31 protein-coding genes are annotated in these 26641 nt (G+C 65.3%); 10 read left to right on the forward strand and 21 right to left on the reverse strand.

What is annotated here, in order from left to right:
- Window positions 1-15: 15 nt before the first annotated feature.
- Both NAO55_RS08015 and mdtD read right to left on the reverse strand, forming a co-directional pair.
- A complete protein-coding gene (locus NAO55_RS08015; protein ID WP_172883704.1) occupies window positions 16-276 on the reverse strand; it encodes a hypothetical protein in 261 nt (86 codons plus the stop codon).
- A gap of 216 nt (window positions 277-492) precedes the next feature.
- Window positions 493-1920, reverse strand: a complete 1428-nt coding sequence (gene mdtD, locus NAO55_RS08020) for a multidrug transporter subunit MdtD (RefSeq protein WP_102838605.1) — start codon at window positions 1918-1920, stop codon at window positions 493-495.
- 285 nt (window positions 1921-2205) lie between these two features.
- On the opposite strand from mdtD, the gene NAO55_RS08025 reads away from it, so the two are divergent.
- The 4 genes from NAO55_RS08025 to NAO55_RS08040 are packed head-to-tail and all read left to right on the forward strand — an operon-like array spanning window position 2206 to window position 5320.
- Window positions 2206-2739, forward strand: a complete 534-nt coding sequence (locus NAO55_RS08025) for an iron transporter (RefSeq protein WP_102838606.1) — start codon at window positions 2206-2208, stop codon at window positions 2737-2739.
- Window positions 2739-3077, forward strand: coding sequence for a cupredoxin domain-containing protein (locus tag NAO55_RS08030; RefSeq protein WP_063542121.1), 339 nt, complete (start codon window positions 2739-2741; stop codon window positions 3075-3077). The genes NAO55_RS08025 and NAO55_RS08030 overlap by 1 nt, the downstream gene beginning before the upstream one ends.
- A gap of 15 nt (window positions 3078-3092) precedes the next feature.
- Window positions 3093-3950, forward strand: a complete 858-nt coding sequence (locus tag NAO55_RS08035) for an FTR1 family iron permease (RefSeq protein ID WP_049340522.1) — start codon at window positions 3093-3095, stop codon at window positions 3948-3950.
- Window positions 3947-5320, forward strand: a complete 1374-nt coding sequence (locus NAO55_RS08040) for a 4Fe-4S binding protein (protein WP_102838607.1) — start codon at window positions 3947-3949, stop codon at window positions 5318-5320. The genes NAO55_RS08035 and NAO55_RS08040 overlap by 4 nt, the downstream gene beginning before the upstream one ends.
- A 120-nt stretch (window positions 5321-5440) precedes the next feature.
- Here NAO55_RS08040 and NAO55_RS08045 read toward each other — a convergent pair whose 3' ends face one another.
- The 3 genes from NAO55_RS08045 to NAO55_RS08055 form a co-directional block, all read right to left on the reverse strand.
- Entirely contained in the window at window positions 5441-6136 is a 696-nt protein-coding gene (locus NAO55_RS08045) for an anaerobic ribonucleoside-triphosphate reductase activating protein (protein WP_013983965.1), read from the reverse strand.
- The gene (gene nrdD / locus NAO55_RS08050) at window positions 6133-6288 is read right to left on the reverse strand and encodes an anaerobic ribonucleoside-triphosphate reductase (protein WP_011914531.1); all 156 of its coding nucleotides are present in this window, start codon (window positions 6286-6288) and stop codon (window positions 6133-6135) included. Before nrdD ends, NAO55_RS08045 begins: the two co-directional genes overlap by 4 nt.
- A 73-nt stretch (window positions 6289-6361) precedes the next feature.
- On the reverse strand, window positions 6362-8380 hold the full coding sequence (locus NAO55_RS08055; RefSeq protein ID WP_102838608.1) for a ribonucleoside triphosphate reductase: 2019 nt from the start codon (window positions 8378-8380) through the stop codon (window positions 6362-6364).
- A 226-nt stretch (window positions 8381-8606) separates the two neighbouring features.
- Here NAO55_RS08055 and NAO55_RS08060 point away from each other — a divergent pair, with 226 nt between their 5' ends.
- Window positions 8607-9284 carry a Crp/Fnr family transcriptional regulator gene (locus NAO55_RS08060; protein WP_102838609.1) on the forward strand — a complete coding sequence of 226 codons (678 nt, stop codon included), beginning with the start codon at window positions 8607-8609 and terminating at the stop codon, window positions 9282-9284.
- Between the two features lie 99 nt (window positions 9285-9383).
- Complete coding sequence (locus NAO55_RS08065) at window positions 9384-9770, forward strand: putative zinc-binding protein (protein ID WP_102838610.1); 387 nt, start codon at window positions 9384-9386, stop codon at window positions 9768-9770.
- 81 nt (window positions 9771-9851) lie between these two features.
- Here the strand turns inward: NAO55_RS08065 and ubiT are convergent, their stop codons facing one another.
- From ubiT to norR, 5 genes are all read right to left on the reverse strand, one after another.
- Entirely contained in the window at window positions 9852-10346 is a 495-nt protein-coding gene (gene ubiT / locus NAO55_RS08070; RefSeq protein WP_063542108.1) for a ubiquinone anaerobic biosynthesis accessory factor UbiT, read from the reverse strand.
- Window positions 10340-11230: a U32 family peptidase gene (locus tag NAO55_RS08075; protein WP_011914535.1), complete on the reverse strand. Its 891-nt coding sequence runs from the start codon at window positions 11228-11230 to the stop codon at window positions 10340-10342. Before NAO55_RS08075 ends, ubiT begins: the two co-directional genes overlap by 7 nt.
- A 14-nt stretch (window positions 11231-11244) precedes the next feature.
- Entirely contained in the window at window positions 11245-12240 is a 996-nt protein-coding gene (ubiU, locus tag NAO55_RS08080) for a ubiquinone anaerobic biosynthesis protein UbiU (RefSeq protein ID WP_102838611.1), read from the reverse strand.
- A gap of 204 nt (window positions 12241-12444) precedes the next feature.
- Complete coding sequence (locus NAO55_RS08085) at window positions 12445-12654, reverse strand: hypothetical protein (protein WP_045633848.1); 210 nt, start codon at window positions 12652-12654, stop codon at window positions 12445-12447.
- Window positions 12655-12728: 74 nt separating this feature from the next.
- Window positions 12729-14255 carry a nitric oxide reductase transcriptional regulator NorR gene (gene norR / locus NAO55_RS08090; protein WP_102838612.1) on the reverse strand — a complete coding sequence of 509 codons (1527 nt, stop codon included), beginning with the start codon at window positions 14253-14255 and terminating at the stop codon, window positions 12729-12731.
- A gap of 155 nt (window positions 14256-14410) precedes the next feature.
- Between norR and ytfE the strand changes: the two genes are divergently transcribed.
- The 4 genes from ytfE (at window position 14411) to NAO55_RS08110 (ending at window position 16717) form a co-directional block, all read left to right on the forward strand.
- Window positions 14411-15124 carry an iron-sulfur cluster repair protein YtfE gene (ytfE, locus tag NAO55_RS08095; protein ID WP_014597671.1) on the forward strand — a complete coding sequence of 238 codons (714 nt, stop codon included), beginning with the start codon at window positions 14411-14413 and terminating at the stop codon, window positions 15122-15124.
- Window positions 15121-15639 (forward strand): DnrO protein, encoded by a 519-nt coding sequence (locus NAO55_RS08100; protein ID WP_102838613.1) that lies wholly within the window; start codon window positions 15121-15123, stop codon window positions 15637-15639. The genes ytfE and NAO55_RS08100 overlap by 4 nt, the downstream gene beginning before the upstream one ends.
- 135 nt (window positions 15640-15774) lie before the next feature.
- On the forward strand, window positions 15775-16458 hold the full coding sequence (locus tag NAO55_RS08105) for a Crp/Fnr family transcriptional regulator (protein ID WP_045633844.1): 684 nt from the start codon (window positions 15775-15777) through the stop codon (window positions 16456-16458).
- 67 nt (window positions 16459-16525) lie between these two features.
- Window positions 16526-16717 carry a hypothetical protein gene (locus NAO55_RS08110; RefSeq protein WP_014597673.1) on the forward strand — a complete coding sequence of 64 codons (192 nt, stop codon included), beginning with the start codon at window positions 16526-16528 and terminating at the stop codon, window positions 16715-16717.
- A 281-nt stretch (window positions 16718-16998) separates the two neighbouring features.
- On the opposite strand, the gene NAO55_RS08115 is transcribed toward NAO55_RS08110, so the two are convergent.
- The 11 genes from NAO55_RS08115 to NAO55_RS08165 form a co-directional block, all read right to left on the reverse strand.
- On the reverse strand, window positions 16999-18840 hold the full coding sequence (locus NAO55_RS08115; RefSeq protein WP_102838614.1) for a nitric oxide reductase activation protein NorD: 1842 nt from the start codon (window positions 18838-18840) through the stop codon (window positions 16999-17001).
- Window positions 18841-18923: 83 nt separating this feature from the next.
- The gene (locus NAO55_RS08120; protein WP_102838615.1) at window positions 18924-20348 is read right to left on the reverse strand and encodes a cbb3-type cytochrome c oxidase subunit I; all 1425 of its coding nucleotides are present in this window, start codon (window positions 20346-20348) and stop codon (window positions 18924-18926) included.
- 44 nt (window positions 20349-20392) lie between these two features.
- A complete protein-coding gene (locus NAO55_RS08125) occupies window positions 20393-20833 on the reverse strand; it encodes a c-type cytochrome (protein WP_011914545.1) in 441 nt (146 codons plus the stop codon).
- Window positions 20834-21087: 254 nt separating this feature from the next.
- Window positions 21088-21594, reverse strand: a complete 507-nt coding sequence (gene ahbB, locus NAO55_RS08130) for a siroheme decarboxylase subunit beta (RefSeq protein ID WP_013983975.1) — start codon at window positions 21592-21594, stop codon at window positions 21088-21090.
- Complete coding sequence (locus NAO55_RS08135; protein ID WP_013983976.1) at window positions 21569-22012, reverse strand: Lrp/AsnC family transcriptional regulator; 444 nt, start codon at window positions 22010-22012, stop codon at window positions 21569-21571. The genes ahbB (NAO55_RS08130) and NAO55_RS08135 overlap by 26 nt, the downstream gene beginning before the upstream one ends.
- Window positions 22005-22517 (reverse strand): siroheme decarboxylase subunit beta, encoded by a 513-nt coding sequence (gene ahbB, locus NAO55_RS08140; protein WP_102838616.1) that lies wholly within the window; start codon window positions 22515-22517, stop codon window positions 22005-22007. Before ahbB (NAO55_RS08140) ends, NAO55_RS08135 begins: the two co-directional genes overlap by 8 nt.
- Window positions 22514-22972 (reverse strand): AsnC family transcriptional regulator, encoded by a 459-nt coding sequence (locus NAO55_RS08145; RefSeq protein WP_095460762.1) that lies wholly within the window; start codon window positions 22970-22972, stop codon window positions 22514-22516. Before NAO55_RS08145 ends, ahbB (NAO55_RS08140) begins: the two co-directional genes overlap by 4 nt.
- Before the next feature lies 1 nt (window position 22973).
- Window positions 22974-24149 carry a cytochrome D1 domain-containing protein gene (locus NAO55_RS08150; RefSeq protein ID WP_102838617.1) on the reverse strand — a complete coding sequence of 392 codons (1176 nt, stop codon included), beginning with the start codon at window positions 24147-24149 and terminating at the stop codon, window positions 22974-22976.
- Window positions 24146-24487 (reverse strand): c-type cytochrome, encoded by a 342-nt coding sequence (locus NAO55_RS08155; protein WP_102838618.1) that lies wholly within the window; start codon window positions 24485-24487, stop codon window positions 24146-24148. The genes NAO55_RS08150 and NAO55_RS08155 overlap by 4 nt, the downstream gene beginning before the upstream one ends.
- 18 nt (window positions 24488-24505) lie before the next feature.
- Window positions 24506-24820 carry a c-type cytochrome gene (locus NAO55_RS08160; RefSeq protein ID WP_095460764.1) on the reverse strand — a complete coding sequence of 105 codons (315 nt, stop codon included), beginning with the start codon at window positions 24818-24820 and terminating at the stop codon, window positions 24506-24508.
- A gap of 56 nt (window positions 24821-24876) precedes the next feature.
- Complete coding sequence (locus NAO55_RS08165) at window positions 24877-26589, reverse strand: nitrite reductase (protein WP_095460765.1); 1713 nt, start codon at window positions 26587-26589, stop codon at window positions 24877-24879.
- Window positions 26590-26641: the final 52 nt, after the last annotated feature.

Here is a 26641-nt window from a genome sequence, read left to right on the forward strand (position 1 = left end):
GTACAAACAACAAATTCATCGCCGCAGCAGCTCGATCTGCCGACACAGCTGGGCGACGTGGGCCTTTTCCGCGCGCAACCCCGATGCCAGCTCGGCCTTGTCCTTCTCCAGCCGCACGATCACCTGCCCTAGGCCGTCGAGCAGTTCACGCAACACCGTCAGCTCGCAGCGCTGGCTCTTGCGTTCCAGCCACAGCAGCCATAGCAGAACCAGCAGCACCATTACGCTGCACAGCGATCCTCCGATCAGCAGCCAGGCCAGGCTCATCCCGTTCATTCCTTCGTTCCTTCCATAACGGCAGAATGCCAGTCCAGAGCTGCAACGATATGTAGCCTTATACGACAGGTCGATAATGTTTACTTGAACAGGTAAACAAATGCAGCGGGTTCGCGGTGGCGCAATGGCCATCGCGATCAAGCCCGCGCTGGACGCGTGATGAGAAAGCCGAGCGACATGACCTGAAACCTTACATATCAGCGCAAACAGGCGGACCTATTCGCCCACGTCAACCGCGCGCCGCGAGTCATCGTCGTGGCAGGGGTCGCGGGGCTCCAGCTGCAGGAACAGCGCGGCCGCGAGCATGGCCATGGCACCCACGCAGAGGAAGGTCAGCTGGAAGGCGTGCAGCACCTCGCTGCCCGCCGCACCCTCCACGGTGAAGCCGCCGAGCAGCGCGCCGGCGGTGGCGACGCCAAGGCTCATCGACAGCTGCACCACCACCGACAGCAGGCTGTTGCCGCTGCTGGCATCGGCATGGCTGAGGCCGATCAGGGTGACGGTGTTCATCGCGGTGAACTGCATGGAGTTGACCATGCCGATCAGCCCGAGATGCACCAGCAGCAGCCAGGTCGGCGTCTGCGTGCCGATGGTCGCCAGGCTGGCGATCAGGCAGCCGAGCAGCAAGGTGTTGCCGATCAGCAGGCGGCGATAGCCGAGGCGGTCGATGATCGGCTTGGCCAGGGATTTCACCGCCATCGCGCCGAGCGCCAGCGGGATCATGCTCATGCCCGCCTGCGCCGGCGAATAGCCCAACGCCACCTGTAGCAGCAGCGGTACCAGGAATGGCAGGGCGCCGCCGCCCAGGCGCGCGAACAGGTTGCCGAAGATGCCGACCGCGAAGCTGCGGGTATGGAACAGCTTGGGGCTGAACAGTGGCGCCTCGATGCGCCCGGCACGCAGCCAGTAGGCAGCCATGCAGGCGGCACCGCCGAACAGCAGCAACGTTACCCGCGCATGCGGCATGTGCATCTCGCCGAGCCCTTCCAGGGCAATGGTGATCAGCACCATCGCGGCACCGAACAGCACGAAACCCAGGGTATCGAAACGCACCCGCTCCGGCCCCTTGAGGTCCGGCATGAAGCGCAACGCGGCGATACAACCGATCACACCCACCGGCAGATTGATCAGGAAGATCCAGTGCCAGGAGGCGTACTCCACCAGCCAGCCGCCCAGGGTCGGCCCGAGCAGTGGCCCCACCAGCCCCGGCAATGCGATGAAGGCCATGATCCGCACGAATTCGCTGCGCGGAAAGGCGCGCAGCACCACCAACCGCCCGACCGGCAGCATCAGCGCGCCGCCCAACGCCTGCAGCACGCGGGATGCGACGAGCTGGTTGAAGCTGGTGGACAACGCGCAAAGCAGCGAACCCAGGGAGAACAGCACGATGGCTGCGACAAAGATCCGCCGACTGCCAAAGCGATCGGCAATCCAGCCCGATGCCGGAATCAACAAGGCGACCGTAAGCATGTAGGCGATCACCACGCCCTGCATGCGCAAAGGGTTCTCGGCCAGGTCGCGGGCCATGGCCGGCAGCGCGGTATTGAGAATGGTGCCGTCCAGCGTCTGCATGAAGAAGGCGATGGCCACCAGCCACGGCAGGATTCGCGCGGTGCGGGCATCGAGAGCTACGGGCGGTTGCATGAAATCCCCGGAAACGAAAGGTGCCCCATCTTAGAGGATTCCCCCGGCGACGGTTCGCGCCGCCAGGGCTTCGACACGGCAGGGACCAGTGCTAAGACGCCCCTGTGACGACCGGTCGCAGCAGTCCGCCGACGCCCACGGAGAGCGGCCTGGAACTGCATACGGGCTTGCGTACGACTACCGGTAACAAAATATTTCTTGGGAAATTGACGCGAATCATTATCATTCGGAAGCGCAGATGCAATCTTCACTCCGTCCTTTTCTGCTTTTCCGGAGGCTTCCCCAATGCGCATCCCCGCCACGCTCGCCATCACGTCCCTGCTGCTCACCCCGCTCGCCCAGGCGAAGGAATACCCCATCGGCGAACCGCAGCAGTGCGGTGGCATGGAGGTCGGCGCAGTGTACCTGCAGCCGGTCGAAATGGACCCGCCGGGCATGATGCGCGCCGCCGCCGAGTCCGACGTGCATCTCGAGGCCGACATCAGCGCCACCGAGGACAACCGCAACGGCTGGCAGGAAGGCAGCTTCGTGCCCTACCTGAGCATCCACTACACGCTGCGCAAGAAGGGTTCCGACGAAGTCGTCGAAGGCGAGTTCCACCCGATGGTCGCCAACGACGGGCCGCATTATGGAGACAACGTCAAGCTGCTCGGCCCCGGCAAGTACCAGCTGACCTACAAGATCCTGCCGCCAGGCTCGGGGCACGCCATGTTCGGTCGCCACACCGACAAGGAAACCGGCGTCGCGCCCTGGTTCGAAGGCTGCGAGCTGAACTACGAGTTCACCTACGCCGGCATCGGCAAGAAAGGGGGCTACTGATGGACCGCGCCGGGCGCTCGCTGCTCGGCGCGCTGCCCCTGCTGGCCGGGCTCGCGGGCCCGGTGCAGGCCGCGCTGCCGACCTACGAGCTGACCATCCGTGACGGCCACTTCGAGCCGGCGACCCTGGAGGTGCCGGCTCGTCAGCGTTTCAAGATCATCGTGCACAACGCCGGCAGCGGGCCGACCGAGTTCGAGAGCACGCCGCTGCGCGTCGAGAAGGTGCTGTCACCGGGCGTGACCTCCTTCGTCGTGATCCACCCGTTGAAGCCGGGCCGCTATCCGTTCTTCGACGAATTCCATATGGATCTTCCCGAGGGCGAGATCGTCGCCAAGTAGTTAAGGAGCACATCCATGGGCCAATCCATGTTCATCGTCTGGCGCGAAAGCGTCGAGGCCCTGCTGGTCATCGGCATCCTGCATGCGTGGCTGCGTCAGCAACCGGGTGCCGGCAACGCCCTGCGCATGCTCTGGGCCGGCGTCGCCGCCGGGCTCGGCCTGGCCGGCGCGCTGGGCTGGGGCGTGCTGCAGGCCGGCGACTGGCTGGCCGGCAGCGGTGGCGAATGGTTCCAGTGCGCGATGCTGCTGGTAGCCAGCCTGCTGATCCTGCACATGGTCGGCTGGATGCACCAGCACGGCCGGACCCTGAAGACCAGCCTGCAGAACAGCGCGGCGGACAAGCTCAGCCAGGGCAGCGGCTTCGGCCTGCTGGTGCTGGCCATGCTCGCCGTCGGGCGCGAAGGCAGCGAGACGGTGGTGTTCCTCTATGGCATCGGCAACCAGCAGCAGGGCCAGGACCTCACCGGCTTCGTCATCGGCGGAGTTCTGGGCTTTGTCCTCGCCCTGCTCAGCTATGCCGCGCTGCAGGCTGGCAGCCGTTACTTCAGCTGGCGGCGTTTCTTCCAGGTCAGCGAGGTGATGTTGCTGCTGCTCGGTGGCGCCCTGCTGATGGCCGCGCTGGATCGCTTCAGCGGCCAGCTGATGGGCATGGATGTGCCGGAAGTGTTCTATACGGTGTTCGGCGATCCGCTCTGGGACACCTCCGCCCTGCTGGATGACGGTAGCGCCCTCGGTGGCACCCTGGCCGGCCTCACCGGCTACCGCGCCATGCCGTCACTGGCCGCGGTTGTGACACTCGCCCTGTACTGGCTCGCCGCATGGGCCTGGCTCAAACCCCGGGCCCAGGTGCAGCTCGCTGCGAGGCCAGCATGATCAGCCAGGCGCCGTGGCTGGCGCGACTCGGTGATCTGCTGCGCCAGCATGCCAAGGCCATTCGCACGCTGCAGTGGCTGGTGGTGGGGTTCTACCTGACGCTGCTGGTGATTCCCGCCTTTCTCGATCTGCCGCCGGCCCAGGCCGGCATGCTCGACAACCTGACGGTACTGGCGCAGTTCATCTTCTGGGGCCTGTGGTGGCCCTTCGTGCTGCTGTCGATGATCTTCTTCGGCCGCCTGTGGTGCGGTGTGCTCTGCCCGGAAGGCTCGCTCAGCGAGTGGATCAGCTGGCGTGGGCTGAACAAGCGCACGCCGCGCTGGGTGCGCTGGAGCGGCTGGCCGACCATTGCCTTCATCCTCACCACCGTCTATGGCCAGCTGATCAGCGTCTACGACTACGCCCAGGCGGCGCTGCTGATTCTCGGAGGCTCCACCGTCGCGGCGATGCTGGTGGGCTTTCTCTACGGCCGCGGCAAGCGCGTCTGGTGCCGCCATCTGTGCCCGGTCAGCGGCGTGTTCGCCCTGCTCGCCCGGCTGGCGCCGGTGCACTACAAGGTCGATGAGCAGCGCTGGCTGGAAAACCGCGAACCGCACCTGCCGACGCCCAACTGTGCGCCGTTGATCGACATTCGCCGCATGCAGGGCAACGCCGACTGCCATGCCTGCGGCCGCTGCAGCGGACAGCGCGGCGCAGTGCAGCTGAGCGCCCGCTCACCAAACGCGGAAATCCTCATCGTCGGCGGCCAGCGGCAAGGCGAGCACTGGGACAGCACCCTGCTGCTGTTCGGCATGATCGGCCTGGCTATGGGCGCGTTCCAGTGGACGGTCAGCCCCTGGTTCATCGCCCTCAAGCAGGCCGCGGCGGAATGGCTGGTGGATCGCGATATCTTCTGGCCGCTGGAAGCCAACGCGCCCTGGTGGCTGCTGACCCACTATCCGCAGGCCAACGATGCCTTCACCTGGCTCGATGGCGCGGCGATCCTCACCTATATCTTCGGCGCCTCGCTGTTGATTGGCGGCGCACTCTGGCTATTGCTACGTACAGCCGTGCGCGTCATGCGCCGCGGCGACAATGTGTTCCAGCACCTGGCGCTGGCGCTGGTGCCGCTGGGCGGCGCCGGGCTGTTTCTCGGCCTCTCGGCGACCACGGTCAAGCTGCTGCGCTACGAGGGTTTCCTGCTGGCCTGGGCACAACCGGCTCGCGCCGCGCTGCTGATCGGCGCCATCGCATGGAGCCTGTATCTGGCCTGGAACGTCATCAGCCGGCACGGCGGCAATGGCCTGCGCCGGCTACTGGCATTCGCCTGCGTGAACGCCGGCTGCGCGCTGGTTGGCTACGGCTGGTGGCTGCAGTTCTGGGGCTGGTGAGTCGCCTGTTCTAGGTGGGCTGAAGCCCTCCCTACAGAGCGTGGAAGACCATCACGGTAGGGGGCTGCGCTCCCTTCCCCGCAACGCATACACGACTAGGGGTGCAGGGAAAGCCTGCGACTAACCGCGCAACACGAAGGACGGGAACAGTCGATCCAGGCGTTCCCACAGCCGCTGCTGGTCGTAAGGTGCGCGGCTCTCGGCAAGGTTGTCGTCGAGCATGCGCGCGGTGCGCACGCATTGCACGGCGAAGCGTTCGACACCCAGACGGCGCAGACGCTGCGCCATGTCCCACAGGCTATCGGCATCGAACAGCTGCCAGTGCACAGTGGTCCGGCATTCATGCTCGACACCGCTTTCCAGCAGGTGCTCGAGGCTCCTCCAGTTGGCCTTGCCGCTGCCGTCCACGCCGGTGATCGCCGTGCTCTGCTCGGGCAGCGCCTTGACGTCGAAACCGACCCAGTCCACCAGCGGCAGAATACCGGCGAACAGCTTCGGCTTGATGCCGGCGCTGTGCAGGCCGACCTTGTAGCCCAGCGCCCGCACCTGGGCGATGGCCTCGGGCAGCGCGGTCTGCAGGGTTGGCTCGCCGCCGCTGAACACCACCGCCTCGAGCAGGCCGACGCGTTGCTCGAGGAACGCCAGAATCTCCGACCACGGCCTTTCTTCGTTGCCACAGGCGGGAATCAGCTGCGGGTTGTGGCAGTAGCGACAGCGCCAGCCGCAGCCCTGGCAAAACAGCACGCAGGCCAGATGGTCGGGAAAATCCAGCGTGGTCAGGGGGACCAGCCCCCCGACGCGAAGTGCTGCGGTCACCGCGCCGCCGCTTCAGTGAAGTGTAGGCGCTCGCGATGCTCGGACTGCTTGCCCGGATTGAATGCGGCGACCGGGCGGTGATAGCCCATCACGCGGGTCCAGACTTCGCAACGCTGGCGCTGGTCCTGGGGCAGTTGGTTGGCTTGGGTCATGCTGATGCTCCTTTGCGGGGGGGTGAGTATGCGGCGCCGCACCTCATGGCGCGGCGTGACATGGGATCGCAGATCAGACGGCCAGGGCCGCTTCGGCCTGCTGCTTGTGCAGCAGCGCCTCGTCGCATTTCGGGCAGAACTCGTGCTCGCCGGCGAGATAGCCGTGCACCGGACAGATCGAGAAGGTCGGCGTCACCGTCAGGTAGGGCAGGCGGAAGCGCGACAGCGCATTGCGTACCAGCTTCTTGCAGGCTTCGGCCGAGGAAATCTGCTCGGCCATGTACAGGTGCAGCACGGTGCCGCCGGTGTACTTGCACTGCAGTTCGTCCTGCAATGCCAGCGCCTCGAAGGGATCGTCGGTGAAACCCACCGGCAGCTGCGACGAGTTGGTGTAGTACGGCGCCTCGGCCGTACCCGCCTGGAGGATGTCCGGGAAACGCTTGCGGTCTTCCTTGGCGAAGCGATAGGTAGTGCCCTCCGCCGGTGTCGCCTCGAGGTTGTAGAGGTGCCCGGTGTCTTCCTGAAACTGCACCAGCCGCGCCCGCACGTGGTCGAGCACCTCGAGGGCCAGCGCGCGACCGGCTTCGCTGTGCAACCCCTCGGCGTCATCGGTGAAGTTGCGCAGCATCTCGTGCAGGCCGTTCACGCCGATGGTGGAGAAGTGATTGCGCAGGGTGCCGAGGTAACGCTTGGTGTAGGGGTAGAGCCCGGCATCCATATGCTGCTGGATGACCTTGCGCTTGACCTCCAAACTCTGCCGAGCCATCTCCAGCAGGCGATCCAGCTGCTGGAGCAGGGCCGCCTTGTCGCCGCGGTAGAGGTAACCCAGCCGCGCGCAGTTGATCGTCACCACGCCCAGCGAACCGGTTTGCTCGGCCGAGCCGAACAACCCGCCGCCACGCTTGAGCAGCTCGCGCACGTCCAGTTGCAGGCGGCAGCACATGGAACGCACTTGGTTGGGCTGCATGTCCGAGTTGAGGAAGTTCTGGAAGTACGGCAGCCCGTAGCGCGCGGTCATCTCGAACAGGCGCTCGGCGTTGTCGCTGTCCCAGGGGAAGTCGTGGGTGATGTTGTAGGTCGGGATCGGGAAGGTGAACACCCGGCCGAGGCCGTCGCCGGCCTGCATGACTTCGATGTAGGCGCGGTTGATCAGCTCCATCTCGGCCTGCAGCTCGCCGTAGGCGAAGGGCATCTCCTCGCCGCCGATATAGGGGATCTGCTCGCGCAGGTCCTCGGGGCAGACCCAGTCGAAGGTCAGGTTGGTGAACGGCGTTTGCGTGCCCCAGCGCGACGGCACGTTGAGGTTGTAGATGAACTCCTGGATCGCCTGGCGCACCTCATCGAAACCCAGCCGGTCCTTGCGCACGAAGGGCGCGAGATAGGTATCGAAGCTGCTGAACGCCTGGGCGCCGGCCCACTCGTTCTGCAGCGTGCCGAGGAAGTTGACCATCTGCCCCAGGGCGCTGGACAGGTGCTTCGGCGGGCCCGCCTCGACTCGCCCGGGAATGCCGTTGAAACCCTCGTTCAACAGCGTGCGCAGCGACCAGCCGGCGCAGTAGCCGGCGAGCATGTCCAGGTCGTGGATATGCAGATCGCCTTCGCGGTGCGCCGTGCCGATCTCCGGGCTGTAGACCTCGTCCAGCCAGTAGTTGGCGGTGACCTTGCCCGACACGTTGAGGATCAACCCACCCAGTGAATAGCCCTGGTTGGCGTTGGCCCGTACGCGCCAGTCTTCGCGCGAGAGGTATTCGTTCATCGAGGCCGCGACATCCACCACTGCCTTGCGATCGCGGCGCAGGCGCGCGTGGCGCTCGCGGTAGACGATGTAGGCGCGCGCCGTGTCGAAGTGGCCGGCAGCCATCAGCGTGCGCTCGACACCATCCTGTACCTGCTCCACCTCCACCGCCGTGCGATGGGCCAGCTGCAGGCAGACTGCCTCGGCCAGGGCATGAGCCTCCGACGCACCGAATTCGCCCGTGGCCGCGCCGGCGGCCGCGATTGCACGCTCGATCTTCGCCATGTCGAACGCCGCCAGGCGGCCGTCGCGCTTGCGCAGTGAAACCGGTTCTGTCACTTCTGCCTGCCTGGGCATCCACGCCTCCATACCATATGTAGTGTTGTTTCTGACTTAAAACACAATATGGTGCGACTTTAGAGGCGGAACCCTGTTACCGAATTGACCATCGTCAAGCCAGCTTAAGCGATTGCCGAGCGGTCGCATCGCCATAGCCGGCAGACTTGTCCAGCGTCAAGGAACTCTCCGCGTGCCGCCTCCTAGGATGCAGCCTGGTAAACCCGGTTCGTCCGGGGGAGGACACATGCTCACCGAACATTCGCTGATCGCCGAATTGCGCCGCCATCATCTGTTCAGCCGGCTGCCGGATGCCGCGCTGCAGGAAGTCTGCGCCTCGGCCAACCTGAAGCGCCTGCCGACCGGTGCCTCGCTGTTTCATCAGGGCGACAAGGCTGACCGCTTCTATTTCCTCTTCAGCGGCCAGATCAAGCTGCATCGAGTGGTCTGCGACGGCCAGGAGAAGCTGGTTGAAGTGATGCGCGCCGGTGAGTCCTTCGCCGAAGCGCTGCTGTTCAAGGGCACGCCCAGCTATCCGGTCAGCGCCACGGCGCTCAAGGCCAGCCTGGTGGCAAGCCTGAACGGGCCGCACTACCGGCGCATTCTCGAGCAGCAGCCGGATATCTGCCTCGACATCCTCGCCACCTTGAGCATTCGCCTGCACCAGCGCATGACCGAGATCGACACCCTCACCCTGGCCAACGCCAGTCATCGGGTGGTGCGCTTTCTCGCCCAGTCGCAGCAGGACGACAGCGGCGTGGTGATGCTCGACGTGCCGAAGCGGTTGATCGCTTCGAAGCTGGGCATCCAGCCGGAAACCTTTTCGCGCATCCTGCATCGCCTGATCGACGCCGGGACCATCTCCGTCCAGCGCCGACGCATCGAGATCCTCGACCACCGCAAGCTGGCGGCCTATGACGAATGACCTGCGACAGAGCGCCTCAGCGTTCTTGACTACTGTCAAAGCCAGCCAGGCATTCGGCTTGGAAAATGGCCAGCGTCAAGACGCTGCCGGGAACATGCCATGACTGTCACCACGCCCCTGCCGCTGGTCTACTCCTGCTCGGGATGCTCGAACGTCGCCCAGCTGGCCAACACCCTGGCGGTGCGACTCGATCGCGCCGGACTCGCGGAAATGTCCTGCATAGCCGGCGTCGGTGGTCGTGTCGCGGCGCTGGTGAAAAAGGCCAATTCCGGCCGGCCGATCCTGGCCATCGACGGCTGTCCGATGCATTGCGCGCGTGCCTGCCTAGCGCAGCACGGCGTGACGCCCGACGTGCACATCACCCTTAGCAGCTACGGCCTGCGCAAGCGCTACCGGGAAGACTGCAGCGAGGATGAGATCATGGCGCTGTTGGAAGACATGAAGGCGATCATCGCCAGCGACCGCATGCAGCTGCGCGCGGGGTGAGATTCCGCAGGGTTGGCCTGCTACGCGAAGCGACGCCAATAGCGCACCGGGATAGTCACCGGCGCGCTCAGCGCTCCACGATCAGGCGTTGGCGGCCTGCGCCCGATTGGCCGCGGCCACCTCCTCTCCCGCGCCCTGCAGCAGCTTCCACAGCCAGCTCGGCAGAGTGTCGGGGTCGAGGCTGTCGATCAGGTTCTTGATCGCCAGGCCCAGTTCGGTATCACCTTCGATGACCAACCGGCGGCGGAAGAACAGGGTATCCGGGTCTTCCTGACGGCTGGCCAGCAAGAGGAACTCGCGCCAGTTGCCGCGGATGGTCACCTCAACCGGCGCTTGTGCGGCGATGCGCAGCTTGCCGCGCTCGCAGGTCAGGCACCAGGCGAGTCCGAGGTCGGCGACCTCAAGCTTCATCCAGTGGCCATCGAGCACGTCGAACGCACCATCATCCAGGGCTTCGGCGAATACCTGATTGAGACTGCGCTCCAGCGCCAGGCGCTGGAGCAGGAATGGCGTCTTCGCCGCCAGTGGCAACAGGCGGCCGCCAAGATTCACCAGATGGGCACGCGGATTCAGCATAAACCGGCCTCCTCGGCACGCAGCATGCCCGGCTGGCCATGCCAATAACCATTGCAACCGTCCACCGCCAGCGGCGGCAGCGCGCCCTTGCGCACCGCATCGAAGGCGCCGATCACCTCTTCCATGCCGGCGGCCCGCGGGCTCAGGCGCAGCAGGTCGGCACCGCTGTCCACCAGCCCCTGGTAGTCGGCGAGCAGGTTGCTGACCGAAGCGGACATGGTCTGGATACCGTTGATGGTGAACAGCGCCTCGCCCTCCTGGCTGAGCAGCGGAATGCCCTCGGGATAGTTCTGGCAGCAGAACTGGCAGTCGTCCTTGGGCCGGTTCTCTGCACGCGCGGTGAAGCAGCGCGCCGAATAGGCCAGTGGCAGATGGCCGTAGGCGAAGATTTCGATTTCCGGCAGCGCCACGCCCAGCTCCTGCAGTTGCGCGCGGGCGCTCTTGATCAGCTTGCCGGAGGCTTCCACTGGCGGCACCCAGCGGCTCATGCCGCTGGCCACCAGCTCGGCCAGGGCGTGGCCGTTGTAGAGGTTGAGCGCCGGGCCGCCGACGAAGGGCAGCTTGCGCTCGGACATCAGTTGCACCGCGCCCATGTCGTTGGCTTCGACCAGCAGCTCGCCGTTGTCGCACAGGCGGCGCAGGCTGGACAGCTCTGAAGCCGCCTCGACCAGTGTCAGGCCGGACAGGACCAATTGCGCCGAGGAGGCCTCGGCCAGGTCGCGGGCCAGCCCCAGCCAGTCGTCGAGCATCATGGCGCGGCGCTTGGAGCAAACCGTTTCGCCGAGATAGATCACGTCCAGCGGCTGCTCCGCCATGTTTGCGTAGAAATCCAGCGTCTGCTGGCGATCCCAGTAGAACAGCACCGGGCCGAGAGAGAGTTTCATGCGTGGCTCCTCGTTCATTGCCAGGCGCGGTGGTAGGCACCCAGGGTGGTCTGCGAGCCTTCGGAAAGGCCATCCAGCACCTGCCGCCAGCCGGGTTCGACCGCATAGCGCTGCGGCGCCTTGAGGTAGCTGTCCAGCGCGGCGCGCCAGACCCGGGTGACCTGCTCAACATAGGCTGGGCTGCGCTGACGACCCTCGATCTTCATCGCGGTGACGCCGATGGCGGAGAGTTCCGGGATCAGGTCCAGGGTGTTCAGGCTGGTCGGTTCCTCCAGCGCATGGAAGCGCTGGCCGTTGACCATGAAGCGCCCTTTGCACAGCGTCGGGTAACCGGCCGATTCGCCTTCGGCGTAGCGGTCGATCAGCACGTTGTTCAGGCGCGAGGTCAGCCCTTCCGGCTCCTCGCTCCAGCGCACCGCCTTGGCCGGCGAGCAGACGCCACAGAGGTTCGGCGACTCGCCGGTGAGGTACGAAGACAGGTGGCAACGCCCCTCGGCCATGATGCACAGACTGCCGAAGGCGAACACCTCGATGGGCACCGGGCTGCTCGCCGCGACCTGCTTGACCTGCTTGAGCGAAAGCACCCGCGGCAGCACCGCACGGCTGATGCCGTAGCGCTGCTGATAGAAGCCCAGCGCCGCGGCATTGGTCGCCGAGCCCTGTACCGACAGGTGCAGCTTGAGCTTGGGATGGCGCTTGCTGGCATAGCCGAGCACGCCGGGGTCGGCGGCGATCAGCGCATCGACGCCCATGTCGGCGGCCTGGTCGACGGCGCGCTGCCAGCGACTCCAGCCGTCCGGCTGGGCATAGGTGTTGACGGCAATGTATAGCTGCCGGCCCTTTTCACGGATCAGCTGCAGGCCCTTGTCGAGCTGCTTTTCATCGAGATTGAGGCCGGCGAAATGGCGGGCGTTGGTGTCGTCGCGAAAACCGACATAAATGGCATCGGCGCCCTGCTGGACGGCGGCCTTGAGCGCGGGCAGGCTTCCTGCCGGGCAGACCAGGTGCATGACAACTCCTAGACATTCGGGTACATGCGCGCCACGCACAGGCGGCGCGGCGGTCGTTCGGCTGAACGGAAAACAGCCGGCAGTCTAGGCAGCTGACCAGTGGCCAGCATTGATAGGGGTCAAGATTGCTCGGACGTGGCCAATGCGACGAAATGCAGCGGATCGACCTGCATCGCGGTGGGTGCCAAGCGCAGGCAGTCGCTGTCAGATGCCCTCGTCACCCTCGAATTCCTCGGTCGCCCGCGCCACCATCTGCCGCCAGGCGCCAGATTCCTCGCCGAGCAGGCGCATGGCCTTGAGACTGGCAGCGAACGCGTCGCGGTAATGCAGCGGATTGTTCTCGCTGGCGGCGCGCTCGGCAAAGGCTTGCGCCTCGTTCAGCAGCGCTTCGAATTCGTTCTGGTTCAGGGCCATTGGCATCTCCTCGAGGTTGTGCTGTGAGGTTAGACCATGGCGCGCCGGCGACGACTCTGGCTGCCCGACAGGCGCTACTTGAGCTTCAGCCGCCGCGCCAGTTTGTGCAGGTTGCTCGGGTCGACATCCAGCAGTCGCGCCGCCTGCGCCCAGTTTTCGGCGGAGGCTTCCAGGGCGTAGACGATGGCCCGGCGCTGCGCTGCATCCACCGTCTGGCGCAGCGACAGTATCTCGTCGACCGCCACCGGCTGCTCGGCCAACGCCGGCGCTTCCGTGCCCGCGGCGTGGCTGTCCAGATCCAGCAAGTCGGGCTCCAGGGTGAGGATTTCGCTGCGCGAGGCGCCGCGGCTGAGCAGGCGCAGGGCGGCGCGACTGACCACATGCTCCAGTTCGCGCACGTTGCCCGGCCAGGAATACGCCAGCAGCGCCCGCTCGGCCGCTGGCGACAGCCGCATGCTGCGTAGTCCCAGGCGCGCCCGGTTGAGTTCAAGGAAGTGCCCGGCGAGGATCAGCACGTCGTTACCACGCTCGCGCAAGGGCGGGATCGGCGCCGGATAGACCGACAGGCGGTGATAGAGATCGGCACGGAAATGCCCGTCACGCACGCTGTCGCGCAGGTTGCGGTTGGTCGCGGCGATGATACGCACGTCCACCTGGCGCGGCTTGTCTGCACCGAGGCGCTGGATCTCGCCGTTCTGCAGGGTACGCAGCAGCTTGGCCTGCACCGTCAGCGGCAGCTCGCCGACCTCGTCGAGCAGCAGCGTGCCGCCGTTGGCTGCATCGAAACGACCCGGACGATCGGTAGTGGCGCCCGAGAAGGCGCCTTTGACGTGGCCGAACAACTCGCTTTCGGCCAGTGATTCCGGCAGCGCCGCACAATTCACATGCACCAGCGGCTTGTTGCGTCGCCGCGAATGGCGATGCAGCCAGCGCGCGAACAGCTCCTTGCCGACCCCGGTTTCGCCCAGCAGCAGCACCGGCAGCTCGGAATCGGCGACTACCTGCAACTCGCGCAACAGCTCGCGAATCGCGTCGCTCTGACCGAGAATTTCGCCTTCGCCGTGATCCTGCGACGACTCCAGCACATCACTGCGGGCCAGACGCAGGCCGCGGTTCTCGTGCTCCAGTCGGGTGACCCGCACGGCGGCCTCGATGATCAGCGTATAGCGCTGCAGGTCGCAGCGGGCGTCGTCGCCGAAGGTGCCGGCATGCAGCGCATCGAGGGTCAGCGCGCCCCAGAGCTTGCCTTCGACGTAAAGGCTGACGCCCATGCAGTCGTGCACCGGCAAGGGCTCGCCGACGTGCGCGTCGAGCAACCCGTCGTAAGGGTCGGGCAGGCGGCTGTCCGGCTCGAACCAGGTCGGCTCGCGCTGGGAGAGGATCGCGGCCAACCGCGGATGCTGGGCGACGACGAAGCGCCGGCCGAGCGCTTCCTGCACCAGCCCGACCGCGGCCAGCGGACGCAGGCTGTCCTCGTCCAGGCGCAACAGCACCACCGCGCCGCAATTGAAATGCTGCTGCAAGGTATGCACGAGGCGCTGCAAGCGCACGGCGTTGGGCAGCTCGGTGGTCAGGTCGGCAAGCAGTGCGTCAGCCATCATGGTTCCAATTACCCTCCGGGTTTTGGACACCATAACCACTCCGGGTAGATTTCACCAGCAGTCGCGCCAAAGCGCCGGCTGGTGCCGGCTCGATTTCTGGCACGCCTGTTGCGATGGCCCGTGCATGTTTATCAGGACGCATCAGGATCGCTGCCATGACCGACCTACTCGACCAGACCCTCGGCAATCTCGCCTGTTCAGTGCCGGGCGCCACCCGCGTGTTCCGCCAGTACCGCCTGGATTTCTGCTGCGGCGGTGATCTGTCGCTGCGCGAGGCTGCGCGGCGCATCGAAGCCGATCCGCAACATATCGCCGATGCGTTGCTCGCCCTGGAACCCGACGCCGAAGACAGGGACTGGCGCAGCATGCCCGCCGGGCAGCTGATCGAATACATTCTCGCGCGTTTCCACGAGCGCCACCGCGACCAGCTGCCCGAGCTGATCCGCCTGGCCAGCCGCGTCGAGCAGGTCCACGGCAGCAAGCCGGGCTGCCCCAACGGCCTGGCCGAGCACCTGTGGAACATGCAACAGGAACTGGAAAGCCACATGCTCAAGGAAGAACAGATCCTCTTCCCGATGCTGCAGCGCGGCATGGGCTTTCCACAGGCCCAGGGGCCGATTTCGGTGATGCGCTACGAGCATCAGGAACACGGCAACGCGCTGCAACGACTGGCGCTGCTGACCAACGACATCACCCCACCGGCCAACGCCTGCAACACCTGGCGAGCGCTTTATCGTGGGCTGGAGGAGCTGCGTGACGATCTGATGCAGCACATCCACCTCGAAAACAACGTGCTGTTCCGCAACGCCGAAGCGCCGCTCGCCGCCAGCGCGGACGAGGCTCAACGCATCGGGGTGACACAGCCATGAAACAGTACCTGCAACCGCTCGCCTGGGGTGTGGCCATGGCCTCCATGGTCGCCATGGCCAGCGGCTTCGCCCTCAGCATGGTGGCCGGCACCGCCCAGGCGGCAATGGCCCACGATCATGGCCAGCATGACCAAGCGGCAGTGATCGAGCCCCGGCCGGGTGTCCGCTGGAGCACTGACGAGGCCCTGCGCGAGGGTATGACGCGCATTCACCAAGCGGTCCAGCGCAGCCTGCCGGATGCCCCGGGCCAGCCGATCGGTGACCAGGCGGCCGCCGAGCTGCAGCGCGACATCGAGGCGGCGACCAGCTACCTCGTCGCCAACTGCAAGCTGCCGGAAGCCGCGGATGCCGCGCTGCACGGCTTGCTGATCGATCTGCTCCGCGGCGCCGAGGCGCTGTCCGAAGCCGACCAGCGCGAGCAGGGCCTGCAGCGCCTGGTCGACGCACTGGAGCGCTACCCGCAGCTGTTCGCCGCGCCGCTCTGGCGTGACGGTTTCGTCGCCCGCCTGTATTGATCGCACCGGGCGGCGGCGCTCACTCGCACGCCGAACCTTGACGTTGGTCAACGTCCGACATGCGCCACCGACACCACATGCGGTAGGCTGAGGCCAACGTTGTAGTAATCGTTCCACTGAAACAGGACGCCTTGCATGGTGCTTCACCGCGTACACCACCAGATTCTCCGCAGCCATCACCTGTTCGAACCGCTCAACGAAGAGCAGATGGAAGAACTGCTCAACTCCAGCCAGCTGCTTAACCTGGACAAAGGCGATAACCTGTTCCACCAGGGCGAGCCGGCGCACAACTTCTATTTCGTCATCTCCGGCGCAGTGAAGGTCTACCGCCTGACGCCGGACGGCCAGGAGAAGGTCTTCGAGGTCATCGGCAACCGCCAGACCTTCGCCGAAGCCATGATGCTGATGGACACCCCCAACTACGTGGCCTCGGCCCAGGCGGTCTGCCCGTCGCAGGTCTACCGCTTCTCCAACGCGGCCTACATGCGTCTGCTGGAGGCCAACCAGCGGCTGACCTTCGCCCTGCTCGGCAAGCTCTGTGTGCGCCTGCACCAGCGCATCAACGAGATCGAGACCCTGTCGCTGAAGAACGCCACGCACCGCGTGGTGCGCTATCTGCTGACGCAACTGGCACGGGTCAAGGACGACAGCAACAGCTTCGAACTGCCGATGGCCAAGCAGCTGGTGGCCGGGCACCTGTCGATCCAGCCGGAGACCTTTTCGCGAATCATCCGGCGCCTGATCGACGAGGGCATCATCACCCAGGAAGGTCGGCAGATCGCCATCCTCGATCGCCAGCGGCTCGAGCAGTTCGAGTGAGTTGATCGCCATCAAAGTCGGCGGCGCGGGCCGCGTGTCAGGCTTTGCTGGCGAGGAGGAGCACCATATGCCCAAGTGCCTGTACTGCCAGCAAGACAATCCGCCGGGGGACGCCGAATGCAGCAACTGCGGCATGCCCCTGCCGGAACACGCCGATGGCGCCCCGGAACGCCGCCAACGGCGTTTCCTCTGGTTCTGCATCGCCCTCAGCGTCTTCTGCGCGGTGATGATCGTCTGGCTGCCGCGCTATCTGTTCTGATTGCCTGCCAGCAGCCTGGGGTGAATTTCGCTTCACCGTCCATGGGCTGGCGATCCACGAGCGATGTGCACGGTGGATGTAAAAAGCGACATCCACCCTTCATGCCGCGCTGACCGCTCGCCCAACGAATCCCCTGTCGTGGGGTCACGCTTCAGCGATCCACCGGGTGGCCATCCACCGCACGCTGTGCACGGTGGATGTGAAAAGCGACATGCACCCTACCATCGAGCAGTGCAGCACCGCGGCGGTTGTAGCGAACCGCCCTCGTCTGCATTTCCCGCCTACGACTGGGTCAGCTGCTTGTACAGCTGCGGCAGGCGGAACGGCAGCTGCTGCGGCTCCTTGATCAGGGTGTAGCCGTTGGCGCCGAACATGTACGGCAGGTAATCGCCGGCCTCGCGGTCGATGGTGATGCAGAACGGCAGCAGGCCCTGCTTGCGCGCCTCCATCACCGCCTGGCGGGTGTCCTCGACACCGTAGCGGCCTTCGTACAGATCCAGATCGTTCGGTTTGCCGTCGGTCACCAGCAGCAACAGCTTACGCCGCTGCTTGCAGGCGCCGAGCAGTTCGGTGGCCTGGCGAATGGCCGCGCCCATGCGGGTGTAATAGCCGGGCTTGAGCGCCTGGATACGGCCGCGGGTCTCGTCGCCGTAGGGCTGGCGGAAGCTCTTCAGCTCCTGCATGCGCACCTGCTGGCGGCGCAGCGAGGAGAAGCCGTACAGCGCAAAGGGATCGCCCACCGCCGACAGCGCCTCGCCGAACAGCAGCAGGCTGTCGGTGACCACATCGATCACCCGGTGCTCGTTGTCCAGGTGCGCATCGGTGGACATCGACAGGTCGGCCAGCAGCAGGCAGGCCAGGTCGCGGCGATTCTGCCGCTGCTCCATGAACAGGCCGCGCTCGGCGCACTGACCGTTCTGCCGCTCGACGTGAAAGTCGAGCCAGGCCTGCATGTCCAGCTCGGAACCCTGCGGTTGCTGGCGCAGCCACTGGCGGTCGTTGCGCAGGTGCTCGAACTGCCGGCGCAGGCGCCGCGCCAACGGCGACAGGTGCAGCGGCAACGGCTTGGCTTCCGAGCCGCGCGGCAGCATCAGCTGCAGGTTGACGAAATCCTTCTGCAGACGCTGCTTGCGATAATCCCACTCGGGCAGCTTGATGCCCTCACCCAGCGGCACATCGTCGAAGTCCGCAGCCGGCAGGTCCAGGTCCAGCTTCAGGCCGCCGCCCTGACGCATGCGCTGACGCGACAGAGCCAGTTCATCGAGATCCTCGGCGACACGGGCCGCGTCCAGATCCTCGGTATCGTCGCCGCAGCGGTCCAGTTCGATGTGTTCGGACCAACTGAACAGGTTTTCCAGACGGAACAGCAGCAGGCCGCCCTTGCTCGAGCTTTCCTCGACCCGCCGGGCGCGCTTGCGCTGGCGCGACTCGCCGCCGGGCGGGGTTTCCAGATTGCCCTCGCCTTCCTCGGCGCGCTGGGCGGCCTGGGGCTCGCCAAGGTTGTCCGCCGGATACAGCCACAGCGGCAGCGGCCAGGGCGCGCGCTCGCTGCGCGGGAACTGGCTGACGCTGCCCGGCTCGCGCAGTGCCTGGCACAGCGCGCTTTCCAGTGCAGCCTCGGCCTTGGGCAGCTGGCTGGGGTCCGGGCGCAGCTGCAGATGGGCTTCGACCAGACGCCGGTAACGCGCACGCATGGCCGGGAACTGCTCGAGGATGGCCTGCGTCCAGCGCTGGTTGTCCCGCGCCCAGTGGCGCATCGGCCCAGCCTGCGCGGCGAGCAGCGCCAGCCAGCGATACAGATCCTGATTCAGCGAGACTTCCGGGTAGACCGCCAGGCTCTGCGGCAGCCGCAGATTGCTGGCGTCGCACCAGGCCACCGGCAGTTGCTTGCAGGTCCCGGCGACCTGTTGCAGCAGGTTGCGCCGGAGCAGCAGATCACGCGCGCTGGCGGCTTCGACGCCGACCCCGCTGGCGCCGCCCATGGCGCGGAACAGCAGCGACAGCGGGCGCTGCATGCTCTCGAGATCGACCCGCGCCTCGGGGAAGTCCGGGCTGGCGCGACGGGTGATGAAGCGGTGCCAGACACTGCCGACCCACTCTTCCACTTCGATGGTAAAGGCCATGGCGGGTTACTCCGTGCTGGCAGTTGAAACGCAAAACGGCCCGCTAATACCAGCCGGGCCGTCGATGCTCATTGCGAACCGTCTCAGGCCGCGGCGGCTGCCGCTGCTGCGGCCGGTACCCGACCGCGCTGGCGGAAGCTGTACAGGTAGCAGACCAGACCGATCAGGAAGATCACCCCGGCCACCAGACGCAGCCAGAAGAAGATGGCCAGCTGGTCGGCAGTCGCCATGAAGGACATGGCGGCGCCATCGGCAGGGATGCGTTGCAGCCAGACCTGCACCACGCCGGCAGCAGTCAGGAACAGGGTGATGGCGACCATGGACAGGGTCATCAGCCAGAAGCCCCAGACCTCGACGCGCTGTGCCCGTGCATCCGGTGCCTCACCCAGGCCACGCAGACGCGGCATGGCATAGCTGATCATGGTCATCACGATCATCGCGTAGGCGCCGTAGAAGGCCAGGTGGCCATGCGCAGCGGTCAGCTGCGAACCGTGGGTGTAGTAGTTCACCGGGGCCAGGGTGTGCAGGAAGCCCCATACACCGGCGCCGAGGAAGGCGGTCACGGTGGTGCCGATGGCCCACAGCGAGGCGGCCTTGTTCGGGTGTTCGCGGCGACGACGGTTCACCATGTTCAGGGCGAACAGCACCATGGCGAAGAACGGCAGCGGCTCAAGGGCGGAGAAGATCGAGCCCAGCCACAGCCACACGGTCGGTGCGCCGATCCAGAAGAAGTGGTGGCCGGTGCCGATGATGCCGGTGATCAGCGCCATGGCGATGATCACGTAGAGCCACTTCTCGACCACTTCGCGGTCCACGCCGGTGATCTTGATCAGGACGAAGGCCAGCATCGAACCCATGATCAGCTCCCACACGCCTTCCACCCACAGGTGCACGACGAACCACCAGTAGTACTTGTCGCGCGCCAGGTTCTCCGGGTTGTAGAAGGAGAACAGGAAGAACACCGCGAGGCCGATCAGACCGGTCATCATCACCGTGCTGACCACGGTCTTGCGACCCTTGAGCATGGTCATGCCGATGTTGTAGAGGAAGCCCAGCGCCACGATCACGATGCCGATCTTGGTGATCGTCGGCTGCTCCAGGAACTCGCGCCCCATGGTCGGCAGCAGCTCGTTCTTGGTCATTTCCGCCAGGCCCGCATAGGGCACGAACAGGTAACCGAGAATGGTCAGCACGCCGGCGGCGGCGAACACCCAGAACAGGATGATGGCCAGTTTCGGGCTGTGCAGTTCACGGTCCGCTTCCTCGGGGATGAGGTAGTAGGCCGCGCCCATGAAGCCGAACAGCAACCAGACGATCAGCAGGTTGGTGTGCACCATCCGCGCCACGTTGAACGGCAGCAGCGGGAACAGGAAGTCGCCCACCACGTACTGCAGCCCCATGATCAGACCGAACAGGATCTGACCGACGAACAGGATCAGTGCAAACACGAAGTAGGGTTTGGCGACCGCCTGCGATTGGAATTTGAGATGCGGGTTGAGAATGCTCATCTCGTGGCCCCTCCAGTGAATTCGGAAACAAAGACGTTCATCACTCAACCTTCCTTGTTTGGCGGCCAGTTGTTGGTGTCGATCTTCGAAGTCCACTTGAGGAACTCCGCCATATCGTCAACTTGCTGCTCGGTCAGATTGAATTGCGGCATCGCCCGGCGTCCGGGGGCGCCGAGTGGCTGAGCCTTCATCCAGGCGTGCAGGAAGGGCTTGAAGGCCTCCTCCCCCCCCCGGCGGACGAACACGTTGCCCAGCTCCGGCGCGAAGTAGGCGCCTTCACCCAGCAGGCTGTGGCAGCCGATGCAGTTGTTGTTTTCCCAGACCGCCTTGCCGCGAACCACCGCCTCGGTCATCTCCGATGCATTGGTTCGTTCGGGGAAAGTCTGCTCTGTGTGGTAAGTGAGGCCGAGGAATACCAGGAAGAAGAACACGCTTCCTCCGAAGTAAATATTCCTGGCCATCCCTTTGGTGAAGGTCTCGGACATGGTCGCCTCCTCATGGCTTGGCGTGGCCAGTTTAAGAAGGGGGCTATCGAAACCTGCTTGATGGCAATCAAGAAAAACCCGAACGCAACAGTCAGGCTTTCCAGCGAGATCGAAGGGAGGCCGCAAGCCCTTGCCGGGCAGGGGCTCCAGCGCTTTTCAGGCGCGCCCGCCGGGCATCGGGCCGCTGTGCAACGGGCTTGTGCACCCGCTGGCCGGCGCTGCCGACGAGGGCGAACGGCAGCGCCGACGGAGGCTCAGGCGCGGCGCTGAGCGGCCAGGCGCAGGCCGGTCTTCTTCAGAATGCGACTGGACACCAGCATCTCGTTCGCGCGACAGGCAGTGCCGAGCAACGCGCGGATCTGGTTGCGGTAGGCCTCGATGTCGCTGGCATCGCGCCCGTGCACCATGGCGAACAGGTTGTAAGGCCAACCCTCGCGGCGTGGCCGTCGATAGCAGTGGCTGACGAAGGGCTGAGCACCGATCAGCGCGCCCAGACGGTCGATCTCGGCATCGTCGACATCCCACACGGTCATGCCGTTGTGCCGGTAACCCAGGCGGTAGTGGTTGGGCACCGCGGCGATCCGCCGAATCGCCCCTTCGGCCTGCAGGCGCTGCAGCAGCGCCAGGGTGTCGTCCACCTCGAGCCCCAGCTCGCCGGCGAGCCAGGCCCAGGGGTCGGCCACCAGCGGCAGACCGGCCTCGGTGAGTTCGACCAACCGACGCACCAGCGCTTCGTCAGACGGGGAAGTGCAAACCGACATGATAGGTTTTCTCCTTCGGCAGGTTGAGCACCGTCAGGCCGGTCTGCGCCTCGATGCGGGCGATGGTTTCGGCGATGCCCGCGGGCGTCTCGCAACCGAGCACGAACCACATGTTCCACTGGTGCTCACGGCGGTAGTTGTGGGCGACCTCGGGCATCGCTTCGAGCTGCGTGGCGACCTCGTCGAAGCGCGCCTCCGGTACCGCCAGCGCGGCCAGGGTGAAGGCGCCGCCGAGGCGCTCGACATCGAACATCGGCCCGAAGCGGGTCAGGGTGCCATCGTCGAGCAACGCCTGGACCCGCTGCCGCAGAGTCTCGGAGCTGCTGCCCAACTCCGTGGCCAGCGCTTCCCATGGCTGGCGGACCAGCGGCAGGCCGTGTTGCAGGCGATTGATCAACAGTCGATCGAAGTCATCCATTGGCGACGTCCGGCAATGGCGGCGCGAAACGTCCGCCACACTGTTTGAAGGCCCGCGTGCTGAACAGCAATTGGTGCGGCACATCGCTCAGACCGTGCTCGGCCAGCAGCCGCTCGATCAGTCCGCAGACCTGTTCACGTTCGCGACCGTGAACCATGCAGAACAGGTTGTAGGGCCACTGTGGCAGGCGCCGTGGCCGCTGGTAACAGAGATTGACCCCGGCGGCCTGGCCCAGGCGGCGGCCGATCGCGTCGACCTGCTCGTCGGGAATATCCATCACCAGCATGGCATTGGCGCGAAACCCCAGCGCCCGGTGTTTGAGCACCAGCCCGACGCGGCGGAACAGCCCGGCCTCCTGCCACTGCTCGACCTGTTCGAGCACCTGGCGCTCGCTGCAGCCGATCTGCTCGGCAAGGCGCTGGTAGGGCCTTGCCGCCAGTGGCAGGCCGGCCTCGAGCAGGCGGCGCAGCTGCATCGCCTGCAAATCGTTGAGGCAGTCGTTCATGACGGTTCTCCCAAGGGAAAGCCCAGATCGATGCGAAACGCGTTGAGCATCGGCAGGTCCAGGGGCACCAGCCCGGTGTCGGCTTCGATCTCGGCGAGCACTCGGTCGATGTGCGCACGGTCCGGCCCGGTCAGCACGAACCAGAGGTTGTAGCGATGCTCGCGCAGATAGTTGTGATTGACCTCGGGGAAGGCACTGATGCGGGCCGCCACCTGCTCCAGCCGCGCTTCGGGCACGGCCAGTGCCACCAGGGTGCTCGCACCGGCTCGGCTGTGTTCGAACACCGGGCCGACGCGCGAAAGCCCGCCGGCGGCCTGCAGCTGTTCGAGGCGGTCCAGCACCTCGTCCTCGCTGCAGCCGAGTTCCTCGGCCATGGCGCGGTAGGGTTCGGCACACAGCGGCATGCCGTGCTGAAAACGGTCGATCAGGCGGCGACTGAGAGCGTCGATGTGCATGTCACAACCCCGTCTCGTGAGCGCGGCTGCTGAAGAAGATGCCGCTCGGGCTCTGTGCCGGCAGGCGCTTGATCAGCTTCAGGCTGTAGGGGTCCCACACCTGGACCTCGTTGCCGTCGCGCACCGACAGCCAGAGCTGGTCGCCACGGGCGGTGAATTCCATATGCAGCACGGCCGGGCCGGGCTCCAGGGTGGCGATGATCTCGTGGGTTTCGCTGTCGATGACCTGCACCTTGCCGTTGTCCGGGTGCGCGAAGTTGACCCAGATCTGCCGCGCATCCGGCCGCGCCATGACGAACACCGGCTGGCCGGCGACGTCGATGGCGTCGGTCTGCTTCCAGCTCTTCGAGTCCATCACCAGCACCCGATGCTGGCCAATGGCGGGGACGAAGGTCTGGTCGCCGGCCACCGTCCAGCCCTCCAGGTGGGGCATCTTGTAGACCGGCAGTTTCTCCTGACCGCGGCCGTAACCGTCGATGATCCGCTCGACACCGCGGACGGTGTGCCAGAGGTCGATCTTGGCCATACCGTCCTCGCCGAACAGGCCGGCAATGTAGTAGCGGCCATCAGGGGTCAGCAGCGCATCGTAGGGCTGCTTGCCGACGTTCTCGAACCGCGTGACGGTCGGTGTATCGCCCTGGCTGAAATCCAGCAGCCAGGTCTCGTTGGTGTCGAACAGGCTGTAGATGAAGCGTCGGCCAGGGGCGTCGAGCACGCCGACCACCCGCGAATTGCGGCTGCCATCGGCCAGCGGCGTGGCCGGGATGTCGGCGACCAGCTCAAGGGTCTCGGCATCGAATACCTTGACGCCGCCCGGCTCGTAGTTGCCCACCGCGATCAGCCGGCCATCCTGGCTGATCGCCCCGCCGATGCTGTTGCCTCCCTGAACCACACGGCGGTCGATGCGCTGGCGCAACAGGTCGACCTTGGTCAGCCCACCGTCGCGCCCGAACACATAGGCGTAACGCTGATCACGGGAGAAGACCACCGAGGCATGGGACAGATCGCCCAGCCCTTCGACGCGCGCCAGCTGGCTCTGGTTGCTGCTCTCGATGATCTGCAGGCTGCCGGTGGCGCGCTCGACCACCACGCCGAGGTCACCGGTACCGCGCAGGGGTTGTTGCGCACAGGCACTGAGCATGGCGGCAGCCGCGAACAGCAGGATCGGGCGAATCATGGCTTTGGATATCCTTGCAGGAGTTGGTCGACCAGCCAGGCGATGTCCTGCTCGTCGAGCAGCGCCTTCCAGCCGGGCATGGCGGTGCCGGGCCGCCCGTGGGTGACGGTGGCGATCAGGCTTTCACGGGGTTTGTCGGCCAGTGCCGCGCGCGTCAGTGGCGGGCCGAGCCCACCGGTCATGCGCAGGCCATGGCAGGAGCCGCAATCCTGCAGGAGCAGGTTGTCGAGCTGGGCCTGGCGTTCTGCCGAAGGAGCAGCGGCCAGCGCGACGGGAATCAGGAGGAAGGACGCCAGGGTCAGCCCCAGACGTGTTACGGCGTGTCGGGCAACTGTCATGGCGTCCTCCGGTGCAGCTTACTTCTGACTAAGAATCCACTCGGCGAGGATCTTGGCTTCTTCTTCGGTTACCGGGTTTGGCGGCATCGGGATCGGACCCCATACGCCCTGGCTGCCGTTCTTGATGTGGCCGGCCAGCAGATCGGCAGCGCCGTCCTGCCCTGCGTACTTGGCGGCGACTTCCTTGAACGCCGGGCCTACCAGCTTGGCGTCGATGCTATGGCACGCGGCGCAAGGCTTGCTCTTGAACAGCGCTTCGCCGTCTTGCGCCAGCGCCGGCTGCAGGGCCAGCGCGCCGCCGAGGGCGAGCAATGGGAGCAGGATTTTTTTCATGAGTACTTCCTCAAGGCTAATCGGGGGCGGATCTTGAGGCCCGCCCCCAGGTGGACTCAGTAAACGTCGTACTGAGTGTTGTGGACGTTAAATTTACCGGTTGGGGTAATCAACCTTTTGTCCTTGATCACTGTTTTGAGTTCTAGCGTCTTGTCATCCACGACAACGATAGCCGACTCCTCCTCCTGGCCATTCCAGACCGAGAACCAGACCTCGTCTCCCGCCTCGTTGTACTCAGGCTGCACCACGCGCTTGGCACCTTCCTTCAGGCCGGCCCACTCGCCGATCGGCAGCACCTTGTAGCCGGCCGCCAGGTTGTTGATGTCGAACACAGCAGCCGACTGGCTGATCTTGGCATCCGGGTGGAAGGTGGTGTCCAGGTAAAGGTGCTTGGACTTCGGATGGGTCTTGATGAACAGCGAGCCGCCGCCCTGCCCTTTCAGGGTATCGACCACTTTCCAGGCGTTTTCAGGATGCTTCTGCGGATCGGTGCCAATCAGCGAGATGGTCTCGTCGCCCAGGTGGCTGGTTGCCCATACCGGTCCGAATTTCGGATGCACGAAGTTGGCGCCACGGCCTGGGTGCGGAATCTTGCCGACATCGACCAGCGCGGCCATCTTGCGCTCTTTCGAGTCGATCACCGCAACTTTGTTGGAGTTGTTCGCTGCCGTCATGAAGTAGCGGTGGCTCACGTCCCAGCCGCCGTCATGCAGGAACGGCGCGGTGCCGATCATGGTGGTGGTCAGGTTATTGATGTCTTCGTAGTTGACCAGCATGACTTTGCCGGTCTCCTTGACGTTGACGATGAACTCAGGATGTTCGTGGGAGGCGATGATCGCCGCGACGCGCGGTTCCGGGTGGTATTCCTGGGTACCGACGGTCATGCCGCGGGTGGAGACGATCTGCAGCGGCTCGAGGGTCTCGCCATCCATGATGGTGAACTGTGGCGGCCAGTAGTCGCCGGCGATCACGTACTTGTCCTCGTAGCCCTTGTACTTCGAAGTTTCAACCGAGCGGGCCTCGATGCCGACCTTGATTTCAGCGACCTTGACCGGCTCCTTGCCCCACAGGTCGATCATGTCGATTTTGGCATCGCGACCGATGACCAGCAGGTAACGACCCGAAGCGGACATGCGCGAGATATGCACTGCATAACCGGTGTCGATGGTCTTGACGATCTTCTTGCTGTCACCGTCGACGAGGGCGATCTTGCCGTCGTCACGCAGGGTGACGGAGAACAGGTTCGGCAAGTTCAGCTTGTTCATCTGCTTTTTCGGCCGATCTTCCGGCTTGACCAGCACATTCCAGGAATTCTTCATCTCCTTCATCCCCCACTCGGGCGGGGTCGGCGGAGTGTGCTGGATGTACTTGGCCATCAGCGTGATCTGGTCCTTGGTCAGCGCGTTGGACGTCCCCCAGTTCGGCATACCGGCAGGCGAACCATAGGTGATCAGCGCTTCCAGATAGGCCTGGCCACGCTCCTGGGTGATGTCAGGCGTCAGCGGCTTGCCGGTCGCGCCCTTGCGCAGCACACCGTGACAGCCGGCGCAGCGCTGGAAGTAGATTTCCTTGGCCTGCTCGAACTCGGCGGAGGTGAGGTCCGGTGCGCCCGGTGAATGCACGACCTGTGCACTGGCCGGATCGACTGCCGACGCTTGCCCCTTATAGGCAGCCTCGGCTTTGTCTTCCGGATTGTTCTGTGCCTGAGCAATGCCCAGAGCGAGTAACGAGAAGCCGGCGACGAATCCAGCCAGTAGTGGTTTTTTCATGCTGTTTCTCCTCTGGAAACGCGGGATGCGCTTCCTGCTCAGGTGACGGCGG

The sequence above is a fragment of the Stutzerimonas frequens genome, from assembly GCF_024448335.1.
GTDB lineage: Bacteria > Pseudomonadota > Gammaproteobacteria > Pseudomonadales > Pseudomonadaceae > Stutzerimonas > Stutzerimonas frequens.

Coding starts and splice junctions, on each gene's coding strand:
- NAO55_RS08015 (WP_172883704.1), bottom strand. CDS start 276: ATGAACGGGATGAGCCTGGCCTGGCTGCTGATCGGAGGATCGCTGTGC.
- mdtD (WP_102838605.1), bottom strand. CDS start 1,920: ATGCAACCGCCCGTAGCTCTCGATGCCCGCACCGCGCGAATCCTGCCG.
- NAO55_RS08025 (WP_102838606.1), top strand. CDS start 2,206: ATGCGCATCCCCGCCACGCTCGCCATCACGTCCCTGCTGCTCACCCCG.
- NAO55_RS08030 (WP_063542121.1), top strand. CDS start 2,739: ATGGACCGCGCCGGGCGCTCGCTGCTCGGCGCGCTGCCCCTGCTGGCC.
- NAO55_RS08035 (WP_049340522.1), top strand. CDS start 3,093: ATGGGCCAATCCATGTTCATCGTCTGGCGCGAAAGCGTCGAGGCCCTG.
- NAO55_RS08040 (WP_102838607.1), top strand. CDS start 3,947: ATGATCAGCCAGGCGCCGTGGCTGGCGCGACTCGGTGATCTGCTGCGC.
- nrdD (WP_011914531.1), bottom strand. CDS start 6,288: ATGACCCAAGCCAACCAACTGCCCCAGGACCAGCGCCAGCGTTGCGAA.
- NAO55_RS08055 (WP_102838608.1), bottom strand. CDS start 8,380: ATGCCCAGGCAGGCAGAAGTGACAGAACCGGTTTCACTGCGCAAGCGC.
- NAO55_RS08060 (WP_102838609.1), top strand. CDS start 8,607: ATGCTCACCGAACATTCGCTGATCGCCGAATTGCGCCGCCATCATCTG.
- NAO55_RS08065 (WP_102838610.1), top strand. CDS start 9,384: ATGACTGTCACCACGCCCCTGCCGCTGGTCTACTCCTGCTCGGGATGC.
- ubiT (WP_063542108.1), bottom strand. CDS start 10,346: ATGCTGAATCCGCGTGCCCATCTGGTGAATCTTGGCGGCCGCCTGTTG.
- NAO55_RS08075 (WP_011914535.1), bottom strand. CDS start 11,230: ATGAAACTCTCTCTCGGCCCGGTGCTGTTCTACTGGGATCGCCAGCAG.
- ubiU (WP_102838611.1), bottom strand. CDS start 12,240: ATGCACCTGGTCTGCCCGGCAGGAAGCCTGCCCGCGCTCAAGGCCGCC.
- NAO55_RS08085 (WP_045633848.1), bottom strand. CDS start 12,654: ATGGCCCTGAACCAGAACGAATTCGAAGCGCTGCTGAACGAGGCGCAA.
- norR (WP_102838612.1), bottom strand. CDS start 14,255: ATGATGGCTGACGCACTGCTTGCCGACCTGACCACCGAGCTGCCCAAC.
- ytfE (WP_014597671.1), top strand. CDS start 14,411: ATGACCGACCTACTCGACCAGACCCTCGGCAATCTCGCCTGTTCAGTG.
- NAO55_RS08100 (WP_102838613.1), top strand. CDS start 15,121: ATGAAACAGTACCTGCAACCGCTCGCCTGGGGTGTGGCCATGGCCTCC.
- NAO55_RS08105 (WP_045633844.1), top strand. CDS start 15,775: ATGGTGCTTCACCGCGTACACCACCAGATTCTCCGCAGCCATCACCTG.
- NAO55_RS08110 (WP_014597673.1), top strand. CDS start 16,526: ATGCCCAAGTGCCTGTACTGCCAGCAAGACAATCCGCCGGGGGACGCC.
- NAO55_RS08115 (WP_102838614.1), bottom strand. CDS start 18,840: ATGGCCTTTACCATCGAAGTGGAAGAGTGGGTCGGCAGTGTCTGGCAC.
- NAO55_RS08120 (WP_102838615.1), bottom strand. CDS start 20,348: ATGAGCATTCTCAACCCGCATCTCAAATTCCAATCGCAGGCGGTCGCC.
- NAO55_RS08125 (WP_011914545.1), bottom strand. CDS start 20,833: ATGTCCGAGACCTTCACCAAAGGGATGGCCAGGAATATTTACTTCGGA.
- ahbB (WP_013983975.1), bottom strand. CDS start 21,594: ATGTCGGTTTGCACTTCCCCGTCTGACGAAGCGCTGGTGCGTCGGTTG.
- NAO55_RS08135 (WP_013983976.1), bottom strand. CDS start 22,012: ATGGATGACTTCGATCGACTGTTGATCAATCGCCTGCAACACGGCCTG.
- ahbB (WP_102838616.1), bottom strand. CDS start 22,517: ATGAACGACTGCCTCAACGATTTGCAGGCGATGCAGCTGCGCCGCCTG.
- NAO55_RS08145 (WP_095460762.1), bottom strand. CDS start 22,972: ATGCACATCGACGCTCTCAGTCGCCGCCTGATCGACCGTTTTCAGCAC.
- NAO55_RS08150 (WP_102838617.1), bottom strand. CDS start 24,149: ATGATTCGCCCGATCCTGCTGTTCGCGGCTGCCGCCATGCTCAGTGCC.
- NAO55_RS08155 (WP_102838618.1), bottom strand. CDS start 24,487: ATGACAGTTGCCCGACACGCCGTAACACGTCTGGGGCTGACCCTGGCG.
- NAO55_RS08160 (WP_095460764.1), bottom strand. CDS start 24,820: ATGAAAAAAATCCTGCTCCCATTGCTCGCCCTCGGCGGCGCGCTGGCC.
- NAO55_RS08165 (WP_095460765.1), bottom strand. CDS start 26,589: ATGAAAAAACCACTACTGGCTGGATTCGTCGCCGGCTTCTCGTTACTC.